The organism is Lactobacillus sp. OTU4228 (genome assembly GCF_001006945.1).
GTDB classification, from domain to species: domain Bacteria; phylum Bacillota; class Bacilli; order Lactobacillales; family Lactobacillaceae; genus Lactobacillus; species Lactobacillus amylovorus.
Map to the genome: position 1 here is coordinate 143,438 of NZ_CDLD01000014.1, position 18,786 is coordinate 162,223.

Below are 18,786 nucleotides of genomic sequence, written 5' to 3' on the forward strand. Positions count from 1 at the left end.
AATAGAGGCTTCATAATGAGTAAAGCAAAGATTTTAATTTTGGGTGGATTGAGAAAAGATTCGCTTACTGATTTAGAAAAGGAATGCGATGTTACAGTTGGTCCAGCAGGCCATCGCTTACATGATGATCGTGAATGGGTATTAGATCATATTGCAGATTATGACGGTGTCATTGTGGCAAAGATGGCTTTTGATAAAGAAATGATTGATGCTGCCAAGAATTTGAAGATAATTTCTACTTACGGTGTAGGTTTTGATCATGTAGATGTGGAATACGCTAAGGAAAAGGGAATTGTTGTTTCAAACTGTCCTAAGAGCGTATTGCGTCCAACTGCTGAATTGACTTTAACCATGATTATGGCTTCAGCTCGTCGCTTGCGCTATTATGACCATGCTTTGCGTGAAGGCGTATTTTTAGATGCTGACGAATATGATAACCAAGGCTACACGATTGAAGGCAAGACTTTAGCTATTTTAGGTATGGGCAGAATTGGCCAACAAGTAGCTCGTTTTGCTAAGGCATTGGGGATGAAGGTTATTTACCACAATCGTCACCAACTTGATAATGAATTAGAAGCAGAATTAAATGCTAAGTACGTTGACTTTGATACCTTAATTAAGGAAGCCGACTTTTTATCATTGCATGCTCCAGCAACTGATGAAACTTACCACATTATTAATGCTGATGTCTTTAAAGAAATGAAAGAAACGGCATATTTGATCAATGTAGCTCGCGGTTCACTAGTTGATAGTGATGCTTTGATTGCCGCTTTAAAGAATGGTGAGATTGCAGGTGCAGCTTTAGATGTCTTTGAAAATGAACCACATCCTAAGCAAGAATTGGTAGACATGGATAACGTAATCATGACTCCACACGTCGGCTCAGCTACTCACGTTGCTAGATTCAATTTATCTAAAGAAGCAGCTAACAATGTTTTATCATTCTTCAAAGATGGTAAAGCTGTTAACCAAGTTAACTAAAATAAGTTAGAGTAAAACAAAAAAGCGGCTAAGCCGCTTTTTTTATTTTATTCATGTTCTAGTTGACTGTGACGATAACCATAAACGAAGTAGATAACTGTCCCAAGGATTAACCAAATTGCAGCCATTAAGTAAACTTCTGAGCTTAAGTGACAAATCATAAAGATACAGATTAAGCCAGAAATGATTGGCAGGTATGGATAACCAGGAACCTTGAAACCGTCGTTAACGATATCTGTCCTCTTTCTTAATTTTAAAATACCAAATGATACTAAGGTGAAGGCAAATAATGTGCCAAAGTTAACCAAGTTGGCTAATTGATCTACTGAGAAGAATGCCGCACCTAAGGCAATAATAATTGTTACTGCAACTAAGGCATTTTGAGGAGAATGGTGCTTTTTATCAAGCTTACTGAAAGTTGCTGGTAAAAGACCATCTCTAGCCATGGCGTAAATTAAACGCGAACTTGAATAGATCATCGTGAGCATCATGGTTGCCATTCCTAGCATGGCACCAAATGATAATAATTCGGCTACCCAGTCTTGGTGGACATATTGTAAGGCAAAAGCAACCGGATTAGCTACGTTTAACTTGGTGTATTTAACCATTCCTGTCAAGACAATGGAAACGCCAAAGTAAAGGACAGCCGCAATTGCTAGAGTACCAATAATGCCTAGTGGCATATTCTTCTTAGGATTCTTAACTTCGGCAGCTGATGAAGAAACAACGTCAAAGCCTAAGAAAGCAAAGAAAACGGTAGTTGCACCTTTAATCACACCAGAAGCGTGGTATGGCAAGAATGGGTGATAATTGCTTGACTTAATAAATTGCATCCCCACAAAGATGAAGATCAAAATAATCGCAATCTTAATGAAAACCGCAACAACGTTAATCTTGATGGAATTTTTCATTCCACGTGACAGCAGGATACTAATAATCAAAATTATTAAAACAGAAACAAGGTCAAAGTAAACGCCATGTGACAAATTCATTGGCCCTGAAACGGCCTTAGGAATTTTTAAGCCAAACGGACTAATAAATGAACTAAAGTATGATGACCAACCTGCGGCAACGGTAGCCACAGATAGCATGTATTCCAAGATTAAGGCCCAACCAATGATCCAACCGGTGAACTCGCCGTAAACGATGTTACCGTATGAATAAGCACTACCAGCAACTGGAATTGCGGAAGCAAACTCGGCATAACACATTCCGGCAAAGGCGCACACGATTGCTGCGACCATGAATGACAAACTAACTCCAGGCCCAGCAGCTGTAGCAGCTACCGTACCAGGCAGAATAAAGATCCCAGTCCCGATAACTGCACCAACCCCAAGTGACATTAGGTCGAGGGCATTCATTGTTTTGGAAAACTTGATATCTTTTCCTAAGTAGTTTTGAATGCTTTGTTTTCTAAATATGTGAAATTTCATCGCAACATTCCCCTCTATGTAATATGTAAAGATAGATTAATTTTACATGATATTTTTAATTTCTTGAAGGGCAAAAAAGCACTATTAAAATAGTGCTTTTAGTCTAATCAGCCTTTATTTTTGTTTTGTACCATTTAAATGAGCCATAGATAAGGGCAATGATGATGAAAACGGCAATGATCAATGAGTATTCTTCAAAGATATTCACGATGACTTGCCAATTTTCACCCATGTAGGATCCTAATGAAACTAAAATGATGTTCCAGATCAAACTACCAAGAGTAGTGTAAATTAAAAACTTGGAAAGCTTAACGTGAGCGGTACCTGCTGGAATAGAGATTAAACTTCTGATAACGGGGATGCAACGACCATAGAAAATTGCGCCTGTTCCATATTTATCAAACCAGGCAATTGCCTTTTTAACATCACCCTTTTTGAAACCAAGCATCTTGAACATTTTATGATTAAATACTTTTTCAAGACGGTCCTCACTCAGTAAAGTTCCGATCCAATAGAGAATGATTGCTCCTAAAGTGGCACCGATTGTGGCGGCGATTATCACTAAGGAAACGGTCATTTGCGAGTGATGCGTCGCAAATCCTGCAAATGAAAGGATTACTTCTGAAGGAATAGGCGGGAAGATATTTTCAACCGCAATTAAAAAGCTGATGGCCATGTAGCCAAATTGGTTAATTAAATCAAAAACTATATTAGTCATCGGTATTTCTCCTAAGCGTTTTCTTTTAATATAGCAAGTTTTGGTCTAGATAGCTATTTCTATAAGCAAAGTTAATATCTTCTTAAAAAAGCTGTGTTAAACTATTTAGTGCGAATTTTTTATTGGGGTGCGATAGAATGGCAACACAATTAATTGAGAATAAGTTGAAGCTATTACCAGAAAAACCGGGCTGCTACTTAATGAAAGATATCAATGGCACGGTTATTTATGTTGGTAAATCCAAAAATTTAAAAAATAGAGTGCGTTCATACTTTAAGAGTAAGCAAGTAGGGCGGCGTGCTGAATTAGTGCGTGAAATTCGAGACTATGACATTATTACGGTTTCTACTGATAAGGAAGCTTTTTTACTAGAAATTACTTTAATTAAAAAATATCAGCCATATTACAACGTGCAGTTAAAGCAGGGGACAGGCTATCCTTACATTGAAATTACGCGCGAACATGATCCGCAAACGCGCCTGACCAGTATCGTGCATAAGGATGGTGGTTATTACTTTGGCCCATATCCTAACGTTTATGCGGCCCAGGCTACGTTAAAGTTTATCCAAAAAGTTTATCCATTAAGACGCTGCCATGGCTACCAAGGCCGCCCATGTCTTTACTATCATATGGGGCAGTGTTTAGGGGCCTGCTTTAAAAAGGTGCCGCAAAAAGAATATGACGAGCAAATTAAGAAGATTAAGAGCTTTTTGAATGGTGATATTGCAGAAGTAAAGCAAGACTTGACCGTCAAGATGGAAAAGGCTTCTGAGCAGTTAGAATTCGAACGCGCAGCCGAAATTCGAGATCAATTGAAGTATATTGAAGAAACGGTTGAAAAGCAGAAAATCATTTCTAACGACAACACTCAACGCGATATCTTCAACTACTACGTTGATAAATCTTGGATTTCAATACAGATTTTCTTCTTGCGTCAGGCTAAGCTACTTAGAAGAGAAACCAGAATGTTTCCTTTAACGGATACAACTGATCCAGAAGATGCATTTACTTCATTTATTGTGCAATTTTATGGGCAAAGAAACCGCGTTTTGCCAAAGGAAGTCTTAGTTCCTACTGGCCTTGATAACGATACTTTGGCGGAAGTATTAAAAGTTCCAGTTAGAACGCCGCAAAGAGGACAGAAAAAAGCGTTGCTTGATATGGCTAAAGATAATGCCAAGTTGAAATTAGATGATAAGTTTAGACTACTTGAATTAGGTAATCGTAAAACTAAGGGTGCACAAAAAGAGATCTTTGATGCTCTAGGTTTGCCATATGGTCATATTATTGAAAGCTTTGACCACTCGCATATTCAAGGTGCAGATCCAGTTTCGGCCTTAGTTGTTTTTAAAGATGGTGAACCAGATAAAACTTCGTACCGAAAGTACAAATTAAAGGGTGAAGTTGAACACCAAAATGGCGGCGATGAAGTTCGTAACACCAGGGAAGTTGTTAGAAGACGATATGGTCGACTTTTACGTGAAAATAAAAAAATGCCTGATTTAATCCTGATGGATGGTGGTCAAATTCAAGTAGATGCTTGTGAAGACGTTTTGCGTAACGAATTAAACCTAAATATTCCTGTTGCCGGGATGGTTAAAGATGATAAGCACAGAACAAACCACTTGTTATTCGGCGATCCGATCAATGGTATTCCGTTGAAACTGATCCCGCTTAATCCTAAGTCAGAAGGTTTTTACTTAATGACAAGAATTCAGGATGAAGTGCACCGCTTCGCCATTACTTTCCATAGAAGACGTCATGCCAAGAATGCTTTATCAAGCCGATTAGACTCGATTAAAGGCATTGGTCCTAAGAGTAGAAATAAGCTGCTCAGAAACTTTGGTTCATTAAAGAAGATTAAAGAGGCATCGGTTGATGAGCTTCGAGCTGCCGGACTTACTTTGACCCAAGCACAGACAATAAAATTGACGCTGTAAACCTAGAAAACGCCCAAGAATGCGCGTTTGTGTGGTATAGTAATAAAAGTTAGATTAAGACGGAAGGAAGAGATAAACATGCCAACATTTGTTGATCAGACTAAAATTGAAGTACAAGCCGGAAAAGGCGGCGATGGCATGGTGGCTTTCCGCCACGAAAAGTACGTTCCAAATGGCGGACCAGCTGGCGGCGACGGTGGTCGCGGCGGCAGCATTATTTTTGTTGCTGACAGCGGTTTGCGTACATTGATGGATTTTCGCTACCGTCGTAAATTTAAGGCGGACAATGGCGAAAATGGTCGCATCAAGTCTCAATATGGTAGAGCTGCTAAAGACCTTTATTTAAAGGTGCCTGTTGGGACAACAGTTTATGATTTTAATACCGGTGAATTAATCGGTGATTTAGTAGAAAAAGGACAAGAATTAGTTGTAGCTCACGGTGGCCGTGGCGGTCGTGGTAATATTCACTTCGCTACTAGTGTTAATACGGCACCTGAAATTGCCGAAAACGGTGAACCAGGTGAAGACCGCGTTTTACGCCTAGAACTTAAGTTACTAGCTGATGTAGGTTTAGTTGGTTTCCCATCAGTTGGTAAATCTACGCTTTTGTCAGTAACAACTAAAGCTAAGCCAAAGATTGCAGCTTACCAATTTACTACTTTGACTCCAAACTTAGGGATGGTAATTTTACCTGATGGTCGTGACTTCTCTATGGCTGACTTGCCTGGTTTAATTGAAGGTGCTAGCCAAGGTGTGGGTTTAGGTATTCAATTCTTGCGCCACGTTGAAAGAACTAAAGTAATTTTGCACTTAGTATCAATGGATCCTAATAATGGTCGCAAAGCAATTGACGACTATCACACCATCAGAAAGGAATTGCAAAATTATGAAACTGATTTGTCTAAGAAGCGTGAATTAATTGTCGCTTCACAAATGGATATTCCAAGTGCAGAAGACAAGCTCAAGGAATTTAAGGAAGCTTTGCAAAAAGAAGGTAATGACGAACCAGTTTATGAAATTTCTAGTGTAACGCACCAAGGCGTATCCAAGTTGATGAGCGATACTGCTAACTTGGTTGCCGAAGTCGAAGAAGAACGTGCACAAGAAGAACCTAAGACTGTTGAAAATACTAAGGAATACAAGTACAAGGCACCACAAAAGAACGAATTTACTGTTGAAAGAGTTGGCGAGCATGAATTCGTTGTTAAGGGAGAGCAATTGGAGAGATTAGTACAAATGACCAATTTGGATCACCAAGATGGTATCATGCGTTTGGCTAGAAGACTTAAGCGTTTAGGCGTAGATGATGCCTTGCGTGAAAAGGGTGCAGTTAACGGAGACGATGTTGCAATCGGCAAGTTTGTCTTTGAATTTGTACAATAATATGTGAGTAGAGATAGATTATGAGAAGAAATCGGTTTATTACAGGGTATTCTGGACTTAGAGCATTAGCGGTGATCGGAGTAATACTCTATCACCTTGATTCTAATTCGTTTATGGGAGGATATCTGGGTGTGCCAATTTTTTTCGTGCTCTCAGGTTACCTCGTCACGGATCATATACTTAATTCATATGACAGAACGGGAGATTACGATAATAAACACTTTTATTTAAGTAGAATAAAGAAGATTTATCCGCAGCTGATTTCGGTTTTATGGTTCAGTGCGGCGTATATTTTTCTGTTTCAACGCAATCTTTTAGCTAAGCTGAATCAGATCGTCCTGGCTAACCTACTGAATGTCTACAATTTTTGGCAAATTCATAATGGTCAAAGCTACTTTGAACGTTTTGCGGCTAATGAATCGCCTTTTATTAACCTATGGACGATGTCAGTAGAAGGGCAATTCTACATTTTGTGGCCGATTGTCATTTTCTTACTGGTAAAACTAGTAAAGAAAAAGAAGAATATTTTTGGGATTTTGATTGGACTTTCATTAGCATCTGCAATTGAAATGCTGGTTCTATATTTAATGAAAGCTGACATTAACCGTATCTATTATGGAACGGATACGCGGTTCTTCCCATTAGGTTTAGGGGCCGCATTAGCAGTTATTTGGCCAATAGAGCAGCTGAATCCTAATGTGACCAAAAAGGATACACGAATACTTGATTTGGTTGGACTAGTTTCCTTTATTTTGATGCTGGTCATGTTCTTCTCAAAGGCAATGAATCCGCAACAGGCATTTGCTTATTGTGGTGGGATGCTTTTGTTTACTTTGATTGTCTGCGTGTTTGCCGGAGTAATTGCGCATCCAGGCAGTCACTGGAATAGAATTATGACTAATGTCATTTTCGATTGGATTGGTTCAAGAAGCTATGGGATTTATCTTTACCAATTTCCAATCATGATCTTTTTTGAAGATAAATTTACTAATATTGGTGATCATCCGGTACTGTACCATGTGATTGAAATCATCTTGATTTTGCTAGTAAGTGAAATTACTTACCGCTTAATTGAAAAGCCAATGGGCAAGATTACGTGGAGTAAAACCAAGGCCTACTTTGCTCGAATTTTGGATTTAGAGACTAAGGATTACATCAAAAAGACGCAAGCAGTTTTTGCAGCATTTATTTTGATTTTAGGTAGCATTGCTATTGCTGTTTCACCTAGAGCAAAGGCAGAAGATTTTAATAAGACTCAACTTGCTCAAAGAATTCAAAAGAATACCAAAGAGCAAAAGAGCGACAATGCTAAGCTGATCAAGAAGTTAAAAAAGCAAAAGCAAAAAAAAGAAGATAAGTCGAAAATCATTAGACAAGCGGAAAAAGATGCTAAAAAGCACCCAGTTAATAAATCATATGTTAAATATGGTATTTCGCAGCTTGATTTGCAGTTAGCACAAAAAATTCAAGTTACTGCAATCGGCGACTCTGTCATGGCCGGTTCAAGTGACAACTTAAAGAAATTAATGCCTAAGGCCTTAGTTGATGCGGCTGTTTCTAGACAATTAGATGTTGCATTTGGCCTACTTGACAGTTATCAAAAGCAGGGAGTTTTAGCCGATAACGTATTGATTGGTTTAGGCACAAATGGACCATTCTCGATGGATGACTTAGATCGAATCATGCATCAAGTTGGGCCTAAGAGAAAAGTTTTCTGGATTAATGTTCATGTACCAACTAGAGATTGGCAAAAACCGGTGAATGATTTGCTAAGACAAGGTGCAAAACGGTATCATAATCTTATAATAATTGATTGGTATTCATATTCGAAGAATCATCCAGATTGGTTTTATGGTGATCACACGCACCCTAATATAAAAGGATCGAAATATTATAGTGCGTTTATTACCAAAACAATTGTTAAACATTCAAAATTTTAAGATAGAAATAGGATTTTCATGGAATTACAATTTTTAGGAACAGGTGCAGGGCAGCCATCCAAGCAGCGCAATGTTTCTTGTGTAGCGTTAAAGCTACTAGATGAACTTAACGGGATCTGGCTGTTTGATGTAGGGGAGGCTACTCAGCATCAAATTTTAAGAACAAATATTAGACTACGCAAAATCACTAAAATTTTTATCTCACATAACCATGGCGATCATATTTTTGGCTTGCCAGGATTGCTATCAACCCGTTCTTTTCAAGGGGATGTTGGACCATTAACGATTTATGGTCCGGCTGGAATTGAGCAATTTGTGCGTACGTCTTTACAAATATCAAGAACCAAAGTTTCTTATCCCATTAAGTTTGTTGAATTATCTGAACCAGGATTAATTTGTGAAGACAAGGGCTTTCGCGTTTATACGGACAGACTAGATCACCGTATTCCAAGCTTTGGTTTTAGAGTAGTTGAGGCTACTCATCCAGGTGAACTTTTAATTGATAAATTAGCAAAGTATAATATCCCTAACGGGCCAATTCTTGGTCAACTAAAACGAGGCGAGCAAGTGACCTTGGCTGATGGGACCGTCTTAAATGGAAAAGATTTCTTGGGACCAGAAAAGCCTGGCCGCATCGTCACGATTATTTACGATACCCGCTCAACGCCAAGCATTGCTCGTTTAGCAAAAGATGCGGATGTTTTAGTTCATGAATCAACTTTTGCTGGAGACGAAAGCAAAATGGCTCGCAATTATTACCACTCAACTTCTGTTCAGGCAGCTAAAATTGCTAAACAAGAAAATGTTAAGAAGTTGTGTTTGAACCATATATCTGCTCGTTATATGGGAGCAAAAGCTAAGAAATTAGAGAATCAAGCTAAGAAGGTATTTCCAAATACAGTTTTGGTAAATGACTTTGATCGTATTGAAATTCCGATGAAAGGCGCAGAATAATGAAAGATTCACTAAGAAATAAAGTTGTTATTATTACAGGTGCTTCTAGTGGCATTGGTCGTTCAATTGCTCTTGAAAGTGCTGGCCGTGGTGCTACTGTCATTTTGATTGCCAGAAGAAAAGATCGTCTGGAAGAAATTGCGGCAGAAGCTAGAGAATTATCAGGTGCTGAAGCTTATGTCTTCCCAACAGATATGGGTAAGCCTGATGATATTGAAAAGACCTTTGATGAAATTACCAAGCAAGTAAAGCATATTGATTTCTTAGTCAACTGTGCCGGTTTTGGTAAATTCGAAGAATTTATGGAACAAAAGATGCAAGACGTAACCAACATGTTCCAAGTAAACATCTTAGGCTTAATGTACTTCACTAGACTTGTTGGCCGTGTCATGATGGAACAAAAGACTGGTCAAATTATTAACTTTGGTTCAATCGCTGGTAAGGTGCCAACTACTAAATCAGCTGCTTACAGCGCATCTAAGGCTGCAGTCATTCAATTTTCAAATGTATTGCGCCTAGAACTTAAACCATTTGGCGTCAAGGTAATGACCGTTAACCCTGGTCCTGTTTACACTAACTTCTTTAACATTGCTGATAAGTCTGGCAATTACGTCAAAAACGTTCAGGAGTTTATGCTTGATCCAGACGATGTTGCTTGGCAAGTGGTTCACTTCTTTGGCAGTGACAAGCGTGAGCTTAATGTACCACTTAGCTTGGCAGTATTAGCTAAACTTTACAACTTGTTCCCAGTCATCGGTGATGAACTTTCCTTGAGATTTGCTTCTAGGAAGTAGTGGCGATGGAAAAACAAAGAAACTTAATTATTGGCTCAGTCGTTGCCCTAATTGCAGTAATTTTCGTGGTGCTTAATACTTCACCAGTTGCTATTAACTTTGGCTTTTTCAAGGTTAGATTGCCCTTGATTGTGGTGTTAGTAGTGATGGTGATCATCGGAATGATTATTGCCTGGTTTTTCGGACGCGATAGCCAAGAGCATAAAGCACAAAACAAGGTTGCTTTTTTGAATAAAAACAAGAAGAAAACTGAATAGATCTTGATTTATTCTTAATTGAATAGTATCATTGAATCACGTGAGTAATTCAGGGCGCTCAGTCCTGAAGCTTAAGACTACAATAAAGGAGATCAATTAAATGGCAGTTCCTGCAAGACATACTTCTAAACAAAAGAAACGTTCACGTCGTGGTCACATTAAGTTGAGTGTTCCAGCAATGCACTATGATGCAACTACTGGTGAATACCGCTTAAGCCACCGTGTTTCACCAAAAGGTTATTACAAGGGTCGTCAAGTTGTTAACAGCAACGATAACGGCAATAACTAATTAAAAGACACCTGTAATGATGGTGTCTTTTTTTATGCCTAAGAAAAGGATTTAGAACAATGAAATTAGTATTTTTGCACTCAAGTGATACGCATGGCTTTTTATTGCCAACTGATTACCATAATAAAACCGACTATGATGCACCCATCAGCTTAAGCCGAGTAAGCTCTGTAATTAAGTCAGAGAAGGAAAAATACGGTGCAGATCATGTTGTAGTAACAGATGCTGGTGATTGCCTGCAAGGTTCTCCATTAGCTTCTTACACCCATTCAACGGGTGATTATAACGATTTGTTGAAGTTTACCGAAGCATACAACGCAGTTGGCTATGATGCACGCTGTCTTGGTAACCATGACTTCAACTTTGGTCTTGATTATTTAAGCTACTATGTTGATCAAAATAAGGCACCTATCATCAATGACAATATTTTGGATGCTGAAACCAACGTGCCATTCTTTGGCAAGGAATATGTCATCATCGAAAAGAATGGACTTAAGATTGGTATTCTAGGGATTACCACGCAATATATTCCACATTGGGAACCAGCTAAAAATGTTGCCGGCTTAAAGTTTGCCTCCGCCTATGAAAAGATTAAGCATTATGCTAAAATTTTGCGTCCTCAAGTTGATGTCTTGGCTGTAATGTATCACGGCGGTTTTGAAAGTGACCCAGTAACAGGCAAGGCCACGGAACCTCATCGTGGTGAAAATGAGGGTTACAAGATTTTAACCGAGATTCCAGAAGTAGATGTCTTTTTAACTGGTCACCAACACCGTCGTTTGAATGTGGTAACTAAAGATACTGCAATCGTGCAACCAGGTTACCGCGGCGAAGCAGTAGCAGAAGTAGTTTTGCATATTGATGATCAAACTAAGAAGATTACTAATATGACTACCAAGTTGATTGACACCAACGATTATGATCCAGATCCAGCAGTAGTAGAAAAAGTAGCTGATTTGGATAAGAGAACGCAAGAATGGCTCGATCAACCTATTGCTCACTTAAACAAGCCTGCTCGAATTGAAAATGCGATGAAGGGCAGAATTGAAGGCGCACCATTCATTAATTTGATTCAACAGATGCAATTGTGGTTTACCAAAGCAGACGTTTCAGCTACTGCCGTAATGAGTGAGACTGCTAAAGGCTTTGATAAGACGGTTACGATGAGAGATATTTTACTTAACTACCCATATGCTAACCAATTATGCAGAGTGAAATTAACTGGTAAAGAGCTGCGTCATATTATTGAGCATAGTGCAGGATTTTTGAAGAAGGATAAAGATGGCAAGATTACTTTTATCGATCGCTGGATTAAACCTAAGCCAATGCTTTATCACTTTGATGTCTTTTATCCTGTCGAATATGAAGCCGATTTATCTAAGCCGGAAGGTGAACGCTTAACTAAATTGACTTTGCATGGCAAGCCAATTGAAGATGATCAGATTTATCACTTGGCCGTAAACAACTACCGTGCAATGGGCGGCGGCTTCTATCCGGAATACAGCATGGATAAGATTGAAATAACCCTTGATAAGGATTACGTGCAAATGTTTAGCGAATACTTAACTCATGGCGATGTTCAAGTAGACACTAAGAAGAATTACAAGTTCTATTAAAAGACAAAAAAATACACGTGAGATAAATGATTCTCACGTGTATTTTTGTTTAATTAATAAATTATTTTAACTTGCTGTACTTACTATTATCTTTTTTTGTGTGAGCAGTAATGGTTGCAATAATTGCTGAGAAAAGAATACCAAAGATAACGCCAACAATGACACAGTTTCTCATGTCGGTTACGTTAAATGAAGCACTTTGGGTTAAAGGACCAGCAATAAAGCCTACAACAAGCATGTAGATTACGCTCCATACGATTGTAACGATATATCGACCCATATTAATTCCTTCTTTCGTGTAGAATTTTATCAAAATCCGAGGCTAATTTCAAACTCGATTAATGCAATTTGGTATACTAAATTTAATACAAGTTTGGCGAAAGGTGGTTACTATTATGCAAATAGCTGCACTGCAAAATCTAAGCTCATTTACATTACTAGATAGTCCAACCAAAGTGGCGGATTTGATTAAGACGGCCAAAGAAAAGGGCTATAGTGCCGTAGGTTTGGCGGATATCAACGTAACGTATGGTTTAGTTAACTTCTATGAAATTGCTAAAAAAGAGGGGATTAAGCCACTTTTAGGGATGCAAATTCGCTTAAATGGCTTGATTGATAGCACGCAAAAATATGATTTGCTGGTCTTTGCGAAAACTAATGCGGGCTATCATAATTTGTTGCGGCTTTCTAGTGCGATTAATTTATTAACCGAAAATGGTCAAAACGATAAGATTTTAACCCTCAAAGAACTGACCAAATACTTAGAGGATTTATTGGTAATTATTCCCGCTAATACTAGAAGTGAATTAGTCTATCTTTTTGAAACTAACCAGCAACTGGGCAGTGACTATTTGCGTGATTTAAAGAAAATTGTGCCTGACTTTTATCTTGGCGTTTATGCGGCCAAAAATGCTCAGGACTATCTCGATTATGTTCGCTCTTTAAGTAAGCAGTTCGATTTACCATTAGTTGCCGTTGAAGACAGCGAATATCTAAGACCGCGCGATCAATTTTTACAAAAGACTTTGCGGGCCATTCGCTCAGGTCAAAAGATGCAGGATATGGTGCCACTAGCTAAGCAAGACGGTTCGCATTATATGGTTGATGCAGAACAGATGCTTGAAAGATACCATCGCTTTGATTTGGATGATGCGGTTAATAACACTGCTAAAATTGCCGAAAAATGCAATGCAGAAGTAATTTTTCAAAAGCCAGTTTTACCAAAATATCACCAAAATAAGTTTCCAACTTCTGAGGAGTATCTGCATTACTTAGCTCAGACAGGCCTGCAAGCAAGATTTGGACAAGAAAAAATTCCGGCAGAATATCAAAAACGCCTCAACTATGAATTGCGAATTATTAATCAGATGGGCTTTGATGATTATTTCTTAATTGTTTGGGATGTCATCAATTATTGCCACCGCGTCAAAATTACAACGGGCCCTGGAAGAGGTTCCGCTTGTGGTTCGCTTGTCTCTTATTCATTAAGAATCACAGAAGTAGACCCATTGAAATACCATTTATTGTTTGAGCGTTTCTTAAATCCAGCTAGACATGAAATGCCTGATATCGACCTGGATATTCCTGATATTCATCGAGATACGGTTATTAAGTACATGTATCAAAAATATGGCATGGATCATGCGGCACAGATTCTTACTTTTGGTACTTTAGCTGCTAAGCAAGCCTTGCGTGATGTAGGCCGCGTTTTTGGTCTAACAATGGTTGAAGTTAATAAATGGGTCCGTGCTATTCCGTTTTCTAAGGGAAAAATGACGTTAAAACAAGCCTACGAAGAATCACGTGAATTACGACTGCTTGTTGATGCCACAGAAGAAAATAAGCTGCTTTTCAGAACGGCAATGGCATTAGAGGGGTTGCCGCGACACTATTCAATTCACGCGGCTGGATTAGTCATTAGTGATGATTCGATTGCCGGAATTTCAGGCTTGCAAGCAGGTCCACTTGGCATCCCTGTTACTCAACAAACTAAGAAATACGTTGAATCTTTGGGTCTATTGAAAATTGACTTCTTAGGCTTGCGTAACTTAACTGTTTTGGGCAATATCTTAGACTTAGTGCGTAGCCAAGGAGTTAAGATAGATCCTAATAAGATCCCTTTGAATGACGCTAAGACATTAGAATTATTCCAACAGGGGAAAACTGATGCGATTTTCCAATTTGAATCTGAAGGAATCAGACGCGTTTTGCGTCAGCTTCATCCAGATAATTTTGAAGATCTTGTAGCGGTAAATGCTTTGTATCGTCCAGGTCCAATGCAAAATATTGATACGTTCGTTGCCAGAAAGAATGGCAAAGAACCAGTACGCTATCCTGATCCAAGTTTGAAGCAGATCCTGCAGCCAACTTACGGAATTTTGGTTTACCAGGAACAAGTTATGCAAACGGTACAAATTCTGGCTGGATTTTCACTAGGAGAGGCCGACATTTTGCGCCGGGCTATGTCGAAGAAAAAGCAAGATGTCATTGAGCAGGAAAAGAGCAAATTTATTGCTGGCGTAGTTAAAAACGGGCACTCTAAGGAAGTAGGTGAGCGCGTTTACCATTACATTGAGCAGTTTGCCAATTATGGTTTTAACCGTTCTCACGCTGTGGCTTATACCAAGATCGCCTTTTGGCTAGCTTATCTTAAAGTACATTATCCAGCAGCTTTCTATACTGCAATGTTAAATTCTTCTACTTCGGCTAAGGCTCAGCAATATGTAATGCAGGCTCAAGAAGCAAATATCCGTGTTCTAACGCCTGATATCAACCACAGCCAATTAGAATACACGTTGCAAAATAACAATATTTTAGTTGGCTTAAAGGCAATTAAAGGCTTGCGTGTAGACTTTGCCAAAGAAATTGCGGCTAATACTAAGCCGTATAAGTCACTTAGTGATTTCTTGCGTAGAATAGATTCTAAATTTTTACAAATTGATGCCATTGAAGCCTTGATCATGGCGGGAGCATTCGATCAGATTGAGGATAACAGAAATGAATTGTTGGCTAACTGTAAGGATATTATTGCAAATGTGCAATTGACGGGGCAGAATATTTCATTATCTGAGATTTTGGGGGATGCACCACTGAAGCCAGCTGAAATACCAACTAACGGTGAAAAAGCCGAAATGGAAGAAAAAGTTTTGGGCTTTGCTACGACAACAACGCCGCTGGTTGCCGTTCAAAAATATGCGCAAAAGTTTAACGCCCTGCCTTTGAATCAGTTCCAGTTCAATGAATCAGGAATCGGTGTAGGTAAGTTAATGAGTCTTAAAAGAATTAGAACTAAGAATGACAAGACGATGGCTTTTGCCGGTTTTGCCGATTCTTCAAGTCAGCAGGAGGTTATCATTTTTCCAGCTGCTTATGAAAAGTTTAACGATGTTCTGAAAATAGGCGATATTTATTTGCTTGGATTGCGGACGCAGGGCGATCGTTTTGATCAAAATAAAATGCAATATTTGTTAACTAATCTGCGAAAAGTAAACTTCAAAGACTAAATTTTGTTAAAAGAAAAACAATTATCGCAGATGTAAGTGCTATCAATTAGATTTGCAAAAATAAAGCTTAAGTTAGCGCAATTTTTATGAGCTTTTTGAACCAAAAAATGTTAATATTTATTTGATGTGAGAAATTACACAAAATAATCATGATGAGGTGAATTCATGAAACGGATTGGTATTTTAACTAGTGGTGGAGACGCCCCTGGTATGAATGCAGCAATTAGAGCTGTGACAAAGACTGCCATTCATCATGGCCTTGAAGTCTTTGGAATTCGTTACGGTTTCGCTGGTTTGGTTGCAGGTGACTTTGTTCCGCTAACTACGGAAAATGTTGACCACAAGATTAATGAAGGCGGTACATTCTTGTACAGTGCTCGTTTCCCTGAATTTGCACAAGAAGAAGTGCAACAAAAGGGTGTAGAGCAATTGAAGAAGCACGGTATCGATGCAGTTATCGTTATTGGCGGTGACGGATCATACCACGGTGCTTTGGCCTTAACTCGCCACGGCGTAAACTCAGTTGGTTTGCCAGGAACTATCGACAACGATATTCCTTACACTGACTACACGATCGGCTTTGATTCTGCTTGTCGTACTGCTATGGACGCAATTGATAAGATTCGTGACACTGCAAGTAGTCACCACAGAGTATTCATTGTTAACGTAATGGGTCGTGAATGTGGTGATATTGCTATGCGTGTTGGTGTTGCAAGCGGCGCAGATGCTATTGTAATTCCTGAACGTCCTTATGACATTAAGGAAATTGCAGAAACTCTTAAACGCGGATTTGCAGATGGCAAAGATCATGGTATCATTGTCTTAGCAGAAGGTGTCATGGCTGCCGATAAATTTAAGGATGAATTACTTAAATACGGTGACTTTGATGCCCGTGCTAATGTCCTTGCACATATGCAACGTGGTGGCTCACCTACTGTCACAGATAGAGTAAATGCTACTAAGATGGGTAACTATGCTGTTAAGTTGCTTCTTGATGGGAAGGGCGGTTTAGCTGTCGGCATCGAGAATAGCAAACTTGAAACCCACGACATTCTTGATTTGTTTGATGGTAAACACCAAGGCGACTATGCGCTTATGGATGTAAATGAAGAAATGACTAAATATTAATTTAGTTGATTTTTGGAGAGGATTTTTTTAATAATGAAGAAAACTAAGATTGTTAGTACTTTAGGGCCAGCTTCAAACGATATTGAAACTATTACCGCTTTAGCAAAAGCTGGTGCAAACGTATTCCGTTTCAACTTCTCACACGGTGACCACCCAGAACACCTTGCTCGTATGAAGATGGTTCGTCAAGTGGAAAAGGATACTGGTTTGCTTCTTGGTATCGACCTTGACACTAAGGGTGCTGAAATCAGAACCACTGAACAAGAAGGTGGCAAGTTTACTATTAACACCGGTGACATGATCCGTGTATCAATGGATGCTACCAAGAAGGGTAACAAGGACATGATCCACGTTACCTACGATGGTTTGTACGATGATACTCACGTTGGTGGTCACGTATTAATCGATGACGGTTTGGTTGACCTTTTGATCAAGGAAAAGGACGACTCAAAGAGAGAATTAGTTTGTGAAGCTCAAAACACTGGTGTTATCGGTTCAAAGAAGGGTGTTAACGCTCCTGGCGTTGAAATCCGCCTCCCAGGTATCACTGAAAAGGATACTGACGACATCAAGTTCGGTTTGAAGTTCGGTATTAACTTCATTACTGCTTCATTTGCACGTAAAGCTCAAGATATCTTAGATATCCGTAAGCTTTGTGAAGAAGCAGGTGCAGACTACGTTAAGATCTTCCCTAAGATTGAATCACAAGAAGGTATTGACAACGCTGACGAAATCTTGCAAGTATCAGATGGTTTGATGGTTGCTCGTGGTGACATGGGTGTTGAAATTCCATTCATGGAAGTTCCATTTGTACAAAAAAGCTTAATCCGTAAGGCTAACGCACTTGGTAAGCCAGTTATCACTGCTACCCAAATGCTTGACTCAATGCAAGAAAACCCACGTCCAACTCGTGCCGAAGTTTCAGACGTTGCTAACGCTGTTCTTGATGGTACTGACGCAACTATGCTTTCAGGTGAATCAGCAAACGGTCTTTACCCAGTTAAGGCTGTTAAGGCTATGGCTGAAATTGACGAACGTACTGAAAAGCAAATGCTTAAGCGTAACACTTTAGCACTTCAAAGATTCGAAGCTTACAAGGGTTCAAACGTAACCGAAGCTATTGGTGAATCAGTTGTACGTACTGCTCAAGAATTAGGTGTTAAGACTATCATTACTGCAACTAATTCAGGTTACACTGCACGTATGATTTCTAAGTACCGTCCAAACGCAGACATCATTGCATTGACCTTCGACGAAAAGATTCAACACTCATTAGGTATTGTTTGGGGCGTTCAACCAGTATTGACTGAAAAGCCTAAGTCAACTGATGACATGTTTGAAGTAGCTGCTAAGGTAGCTAAGGAAAAGGGCTTTGTTAAGGATGGCGACCTTGTAATCATCGTTGCCGGTGTTCCAGTTGGTGACTCAGGTACTACTAACTTGATGAAGTTACAAATCATCGGTGACAAGCTTGTTCAAGGTTTAGGTGTTGGTAACGGTTCAGTTATCGGCAAGGCCGTTGTAGCAAACTCAGCAGAAGAAGCTAACAGCAAGGTTAAGGAAGGCGACATCTTAGTTGCTAAGACTACTGACCCTGACTACAACCCAGCTATTAAGAAGGCTTCAGGCTTAGTTGTTGAAGCTTCAGGTTTAACTTCACACGCAGCAGTTATCGGCTTATCATTAGGTATCCCAGTTGTTGTTGGTGCTACTGACGCAACTTCAAAGATTTCTGATGGTTCAACTATTACTGTTGACGCTCGTCGTGGTGCTATCTACCAAGGCGAAATCTCAAACCTTTAATTTAAAGATATAAAAAATAAGATTAGCTAATCAAAAAATAGTCAGCT

The 18,786-nt window shown here is 39.2% G+C and carries 15 protein-coding genes; 12 read left to right on the plus strand and 3 right to left on the minus strand.

What is annotated here, in order from left to right; translation table 11 throughout:
- Positions 1-15 precede the first annotated feature (15 nt).
- Entirely contained in the window at positions 16-981 is a 966-nt protein-coding gene (locus tag BN1206_RS04265; protein ID WP_013641816.1) for a 2-hydroxyacid dehydrogenase family protein, read from the plus strand.
- 47 nt (positions 982-1,028) lie between these two features.
- Here BN1206_RS04265 and BN1206_RS04270 read toward each other — a convergent pair whose 3' ends face one another.
- Together BN1206_RS04270 and BN1206_RS04275 are read right to left on the minus strand one after the other, a co-directional pair.
- Positions 1,029-2,414, minus strand: a complete 1,386-nt coding sequence (locus BN1206_RS04270; RefSeq protein ID WP_013437752.1) for an APC family permease — start codon at positions 2,412-2,414, stop codon at positions 1,029-1,031.
- A gap of 103 nt (positions 2,415-2,517) precedes the next feature.
- Positions 2,518-3,132, minus strand: a complete 615-nt coding sequence (locus BN1206_RS04275) for a DedA family protein (RefSeq protein ID WP_013437753.1) — start codon at positions 3,130-3,132, stop codon at positions 2,518-2,520.
- Between the two features lie 137 nt (positions 3,133-3,269).
- Between BN1206_RS04275 and uvrC the strand changes: the two genes are divergently transcribed.
- The 8 genes from uvrC (at position 3,270) to BN1206_RS04315 (ending at position 12,305) form a co-directional block, all read left to right on the plus strand.
- On the plus strand, positions 3,270-5,072 hold the full coding sequence (uvrC, locus tag BN1206_RS04280; protein ID WP_052542947.1) for an excinuclease ABC subunit UvrC: 1,803 nt from the start codon (positions 3,270-3,272) through the stop codon (positions 5,070-5,072).
- A 78-nt stretch (positions 5,073-5,150) separates the two neighbouring features.
- Entirely contained in the window at positions 5,151-6,455 is a 1,305-nt protein-coding gene (gene obgE / locus BN1206_RS04285; RefSeq protein WP_013641818.1) for a GTPase ObgE, read from the plus strand.
- A gap of 20 nt (positions 6,456-6,475) precedes the next feature.
- Positions 6,476-8,395 (plus strand): acyltransferase family protein, encoded by a 1,920-nt coding sequence (locus BN1206_RS04290; protein ID WP_082104746.1) that lies wholly within the window; start codon positions 6,476-6,478, stop codon positions 8,393-8,395.
- Between the two features lie 18 nt (positions 8,396-8,413).
- The gene (gene rnz, locus BN1206_RS04295; RefSeq protein ID WP_013437757.1) at positions 8,414-9,349 is read left to right on the plus strand and encodes a ribonuclease Z; all 936 of its coding nucleotides are present in this window, start codon (positions 8,414-8,416) and stop codon (positions 9,347-9,349) included.
- A complete protein-coding gene (locus BN1206_RS04300) occupies positions 9,349-10,143 on the plus strand; it encodes an SDR family NAD(P)-dependent oxidoreductase (protein WP_013437758.1) in 795 nt (264 codons plus the stop codon). The genes rnz and BN1206_RS04300 overlap by 1 nt, the downstream gene beginning before the upstream one ends.
- Before the next feature lie 5 nt (positions 10,144-10,148).
- Positions 10,149-10,400, plus strand: coding sequence for a lipopolysaccharide assembly protein LapA domain-containing protein (locus BN1206_RS04305; protein ID WP_013437759.1), 252 nt, complete (start codon positions 10,149-10,151; stop codon positions 10,398-10,400).
- Between the two features lie 100 nt (positions 10,401-10,500).
- Positions 10,501-10,689, plus strand: a complete 189-nt coding sequence (gene rpmF / locus BN1206_RS04310) for a 50S ribosomal protein L32 (RefSeq protein ID WP_013437760.1) — start codon at positions 10,501-10,503, stop codon at positions 10,687-10,689.
- A 59-nt stretch (positions 10,690-10,748) separates the two neighbouring features.
- Positions 10,749-12,305: a bifunctional metallophosphatase/5'-nucleotidase gene (locus tag BN1206_RS04315; RefSeq protein ID WP_046432508.1), complete on the plus strand. Its 1,557-nt coding sequence runs from the start codon at positions 10,749-10,751 to the stop codon at positions 12,303-12,305.
- Between the two features lie 61 nt (positions 12,306-12,366).
- On the opposite strand, the gene BN1206_RS04320 is transcribed toward BN1206_RS04315, so the two are convergent.
- On the minus strand, positions 12,367-12,585 hold the full coding sequence (locus tag BN1206_RS04320) for a YjzD family protein (RefSeq protein WP_013437762.1): 219 nt from the start codon (positions 12,583-12,585) through the stop codon (positions 12,367-12,369).
- A 115-nt stretch (positions 12,586-12,700) separates the two neighbouring features.
- Between BN1206_RS04320 and BN1206_RS04325 the strand changes: the two genes are divergently transcribed.
- From BN1206_RS04325 to pyk, 3 genes are all read left to right on the plus strand, one after another.
- The gene (locus BN1206_RS04325; RefSeq protein WP_052542949.1) at positions 12,701-15,808 is read left to right on the plus strand and encodes a DNA polymerase III subunit alpha; all 3,108 of its coding nucleotides are present in this window, start codon (positions 12,701-12,703) and stop codon (positions 15,806-15,808) included.
- 165 nt (positions 15,809-15,973) lie between these two features.
- The gene (gene pfkA, locus BN1206_RS04330) at positions 15,974-16,936 is read left to right on the plus strand and encodes a 6-phosphofructokinase (protein WP_013437764.1); all 963 of its coding nucleotides are present in this window, start codon (positions 15,974-15,976) and stop codon (positions 16,934-16,936) included.
- Positions 16,937-16,969: 33 nt separating this feature from the next.
- Positions 16,970-18,739: a pyruvate kinase gene (gene pyk, locus BN1206_RS04335; protein WP_013437765.1), complete on the plus strand. Its 1,770-nt coding sequence runs from the start codon at positions 16,970-16,972 to the stop codon at positions 18,737-18,739.
- Positions 18,740-18,786 lie beyond the last annotated feature (47 nt).

Coding starts and splice junctions, on each gene's coding strand:
- BN1206_RS04265 (WP_013641816.1), top strand. CDS start 16: ATGAGTAAAGCAAAGATTTTAATTTTGGGTGGATTGAGAAAAGATTCG.
- BN1206_RS04270 (WP_013437752.1), bottom strand. CDS start 2,414: ATGAAATTTCACATATTTAGAAAACAAAGCATTCAAAACTACTTAGGA.
- BN1206_RS04275 (WP_013437753.1), bottom strand. CDS start 3,132: ATGACTAATATAGTTTTTGATTTAATTAACCAATTTGGCTACATGGCC.
- uvrC (WP_052542947.1), top strand. CDS start 3,270: ATGGCAACACAATTAATTGAGAATAAGTTGAAGCTATTACCAGAAAAA.
- obgE (WP_013641818.1), top strand. CDS start 5,151: ATGCCAACATTTGTTGATCAGACTAAAATTGAAGTACAAGCCGGAAAA.
- BN1206_RS04290 (WP_082104746.1), top strand. CDS start 6,476: ATGAGAAGAAATCGGTTTATTACAGGGTATTCTGGACTTAGAGCATTA.
- rnz (WP_013437757.1), top strand. CDS start 8,414: ATGGAATTACAATTTTTAGGAACAGGTGCAGGGCAGCCATCCAAGCAG.
- BN1206_RS04300 (WP_013437758.1), top strand. CDS start 9,349: ATGAAAGATTCACTAAGAAATAAAGTTGTTATTATTACAGGTGCTTCT.
- BN1206_RS04305 (WP_013437759.1), top strand. CDS start 10,149: ATGGAAAAACAAAGAAACTTAATTATTGGCTCAGTCGTTGCCCTAATT.
- rpmF (WP_013437760.1), top strand. CDS start 10,501: ATGGCAGTTCCTGCAAGACATACTTCTAAACAAAAGAAACGTTCACGT.
- BN1206_RS04315 (WP_046432508.1), top strand. CDS start 10,749: ATGAAATTAGTATTTTTGCACTCAAGTGATACGCATGGCTTTTTATTG.
- BN1206_RS04320 (WP_013437762.1), bottom strand. CDS start 12,585: ATGGGTCGATATATCGTTACAATCGTATGGAGCGTAATCTACATGCTT.
- BN1206_RS04325 (WP_052542949.1), top strand. CDS start 12,701: ATGCAAATAGCTGCACTGCAAAATCTAAGCTCATTTACATTACTAGAT.
- pfkA (WP_013437764.1), top strand. CDS start 15,974: ATGAAACGGATTGGTATTTTAACTAGTGGTGGAGACGCCCCTGGTATG.
- pyk (WP_013437765.1), top strand. CDS start 16,970: ATGAAGAAAACTAAGATTGTTAGTACTTTAGGGCCAGCTTCAAACGAT.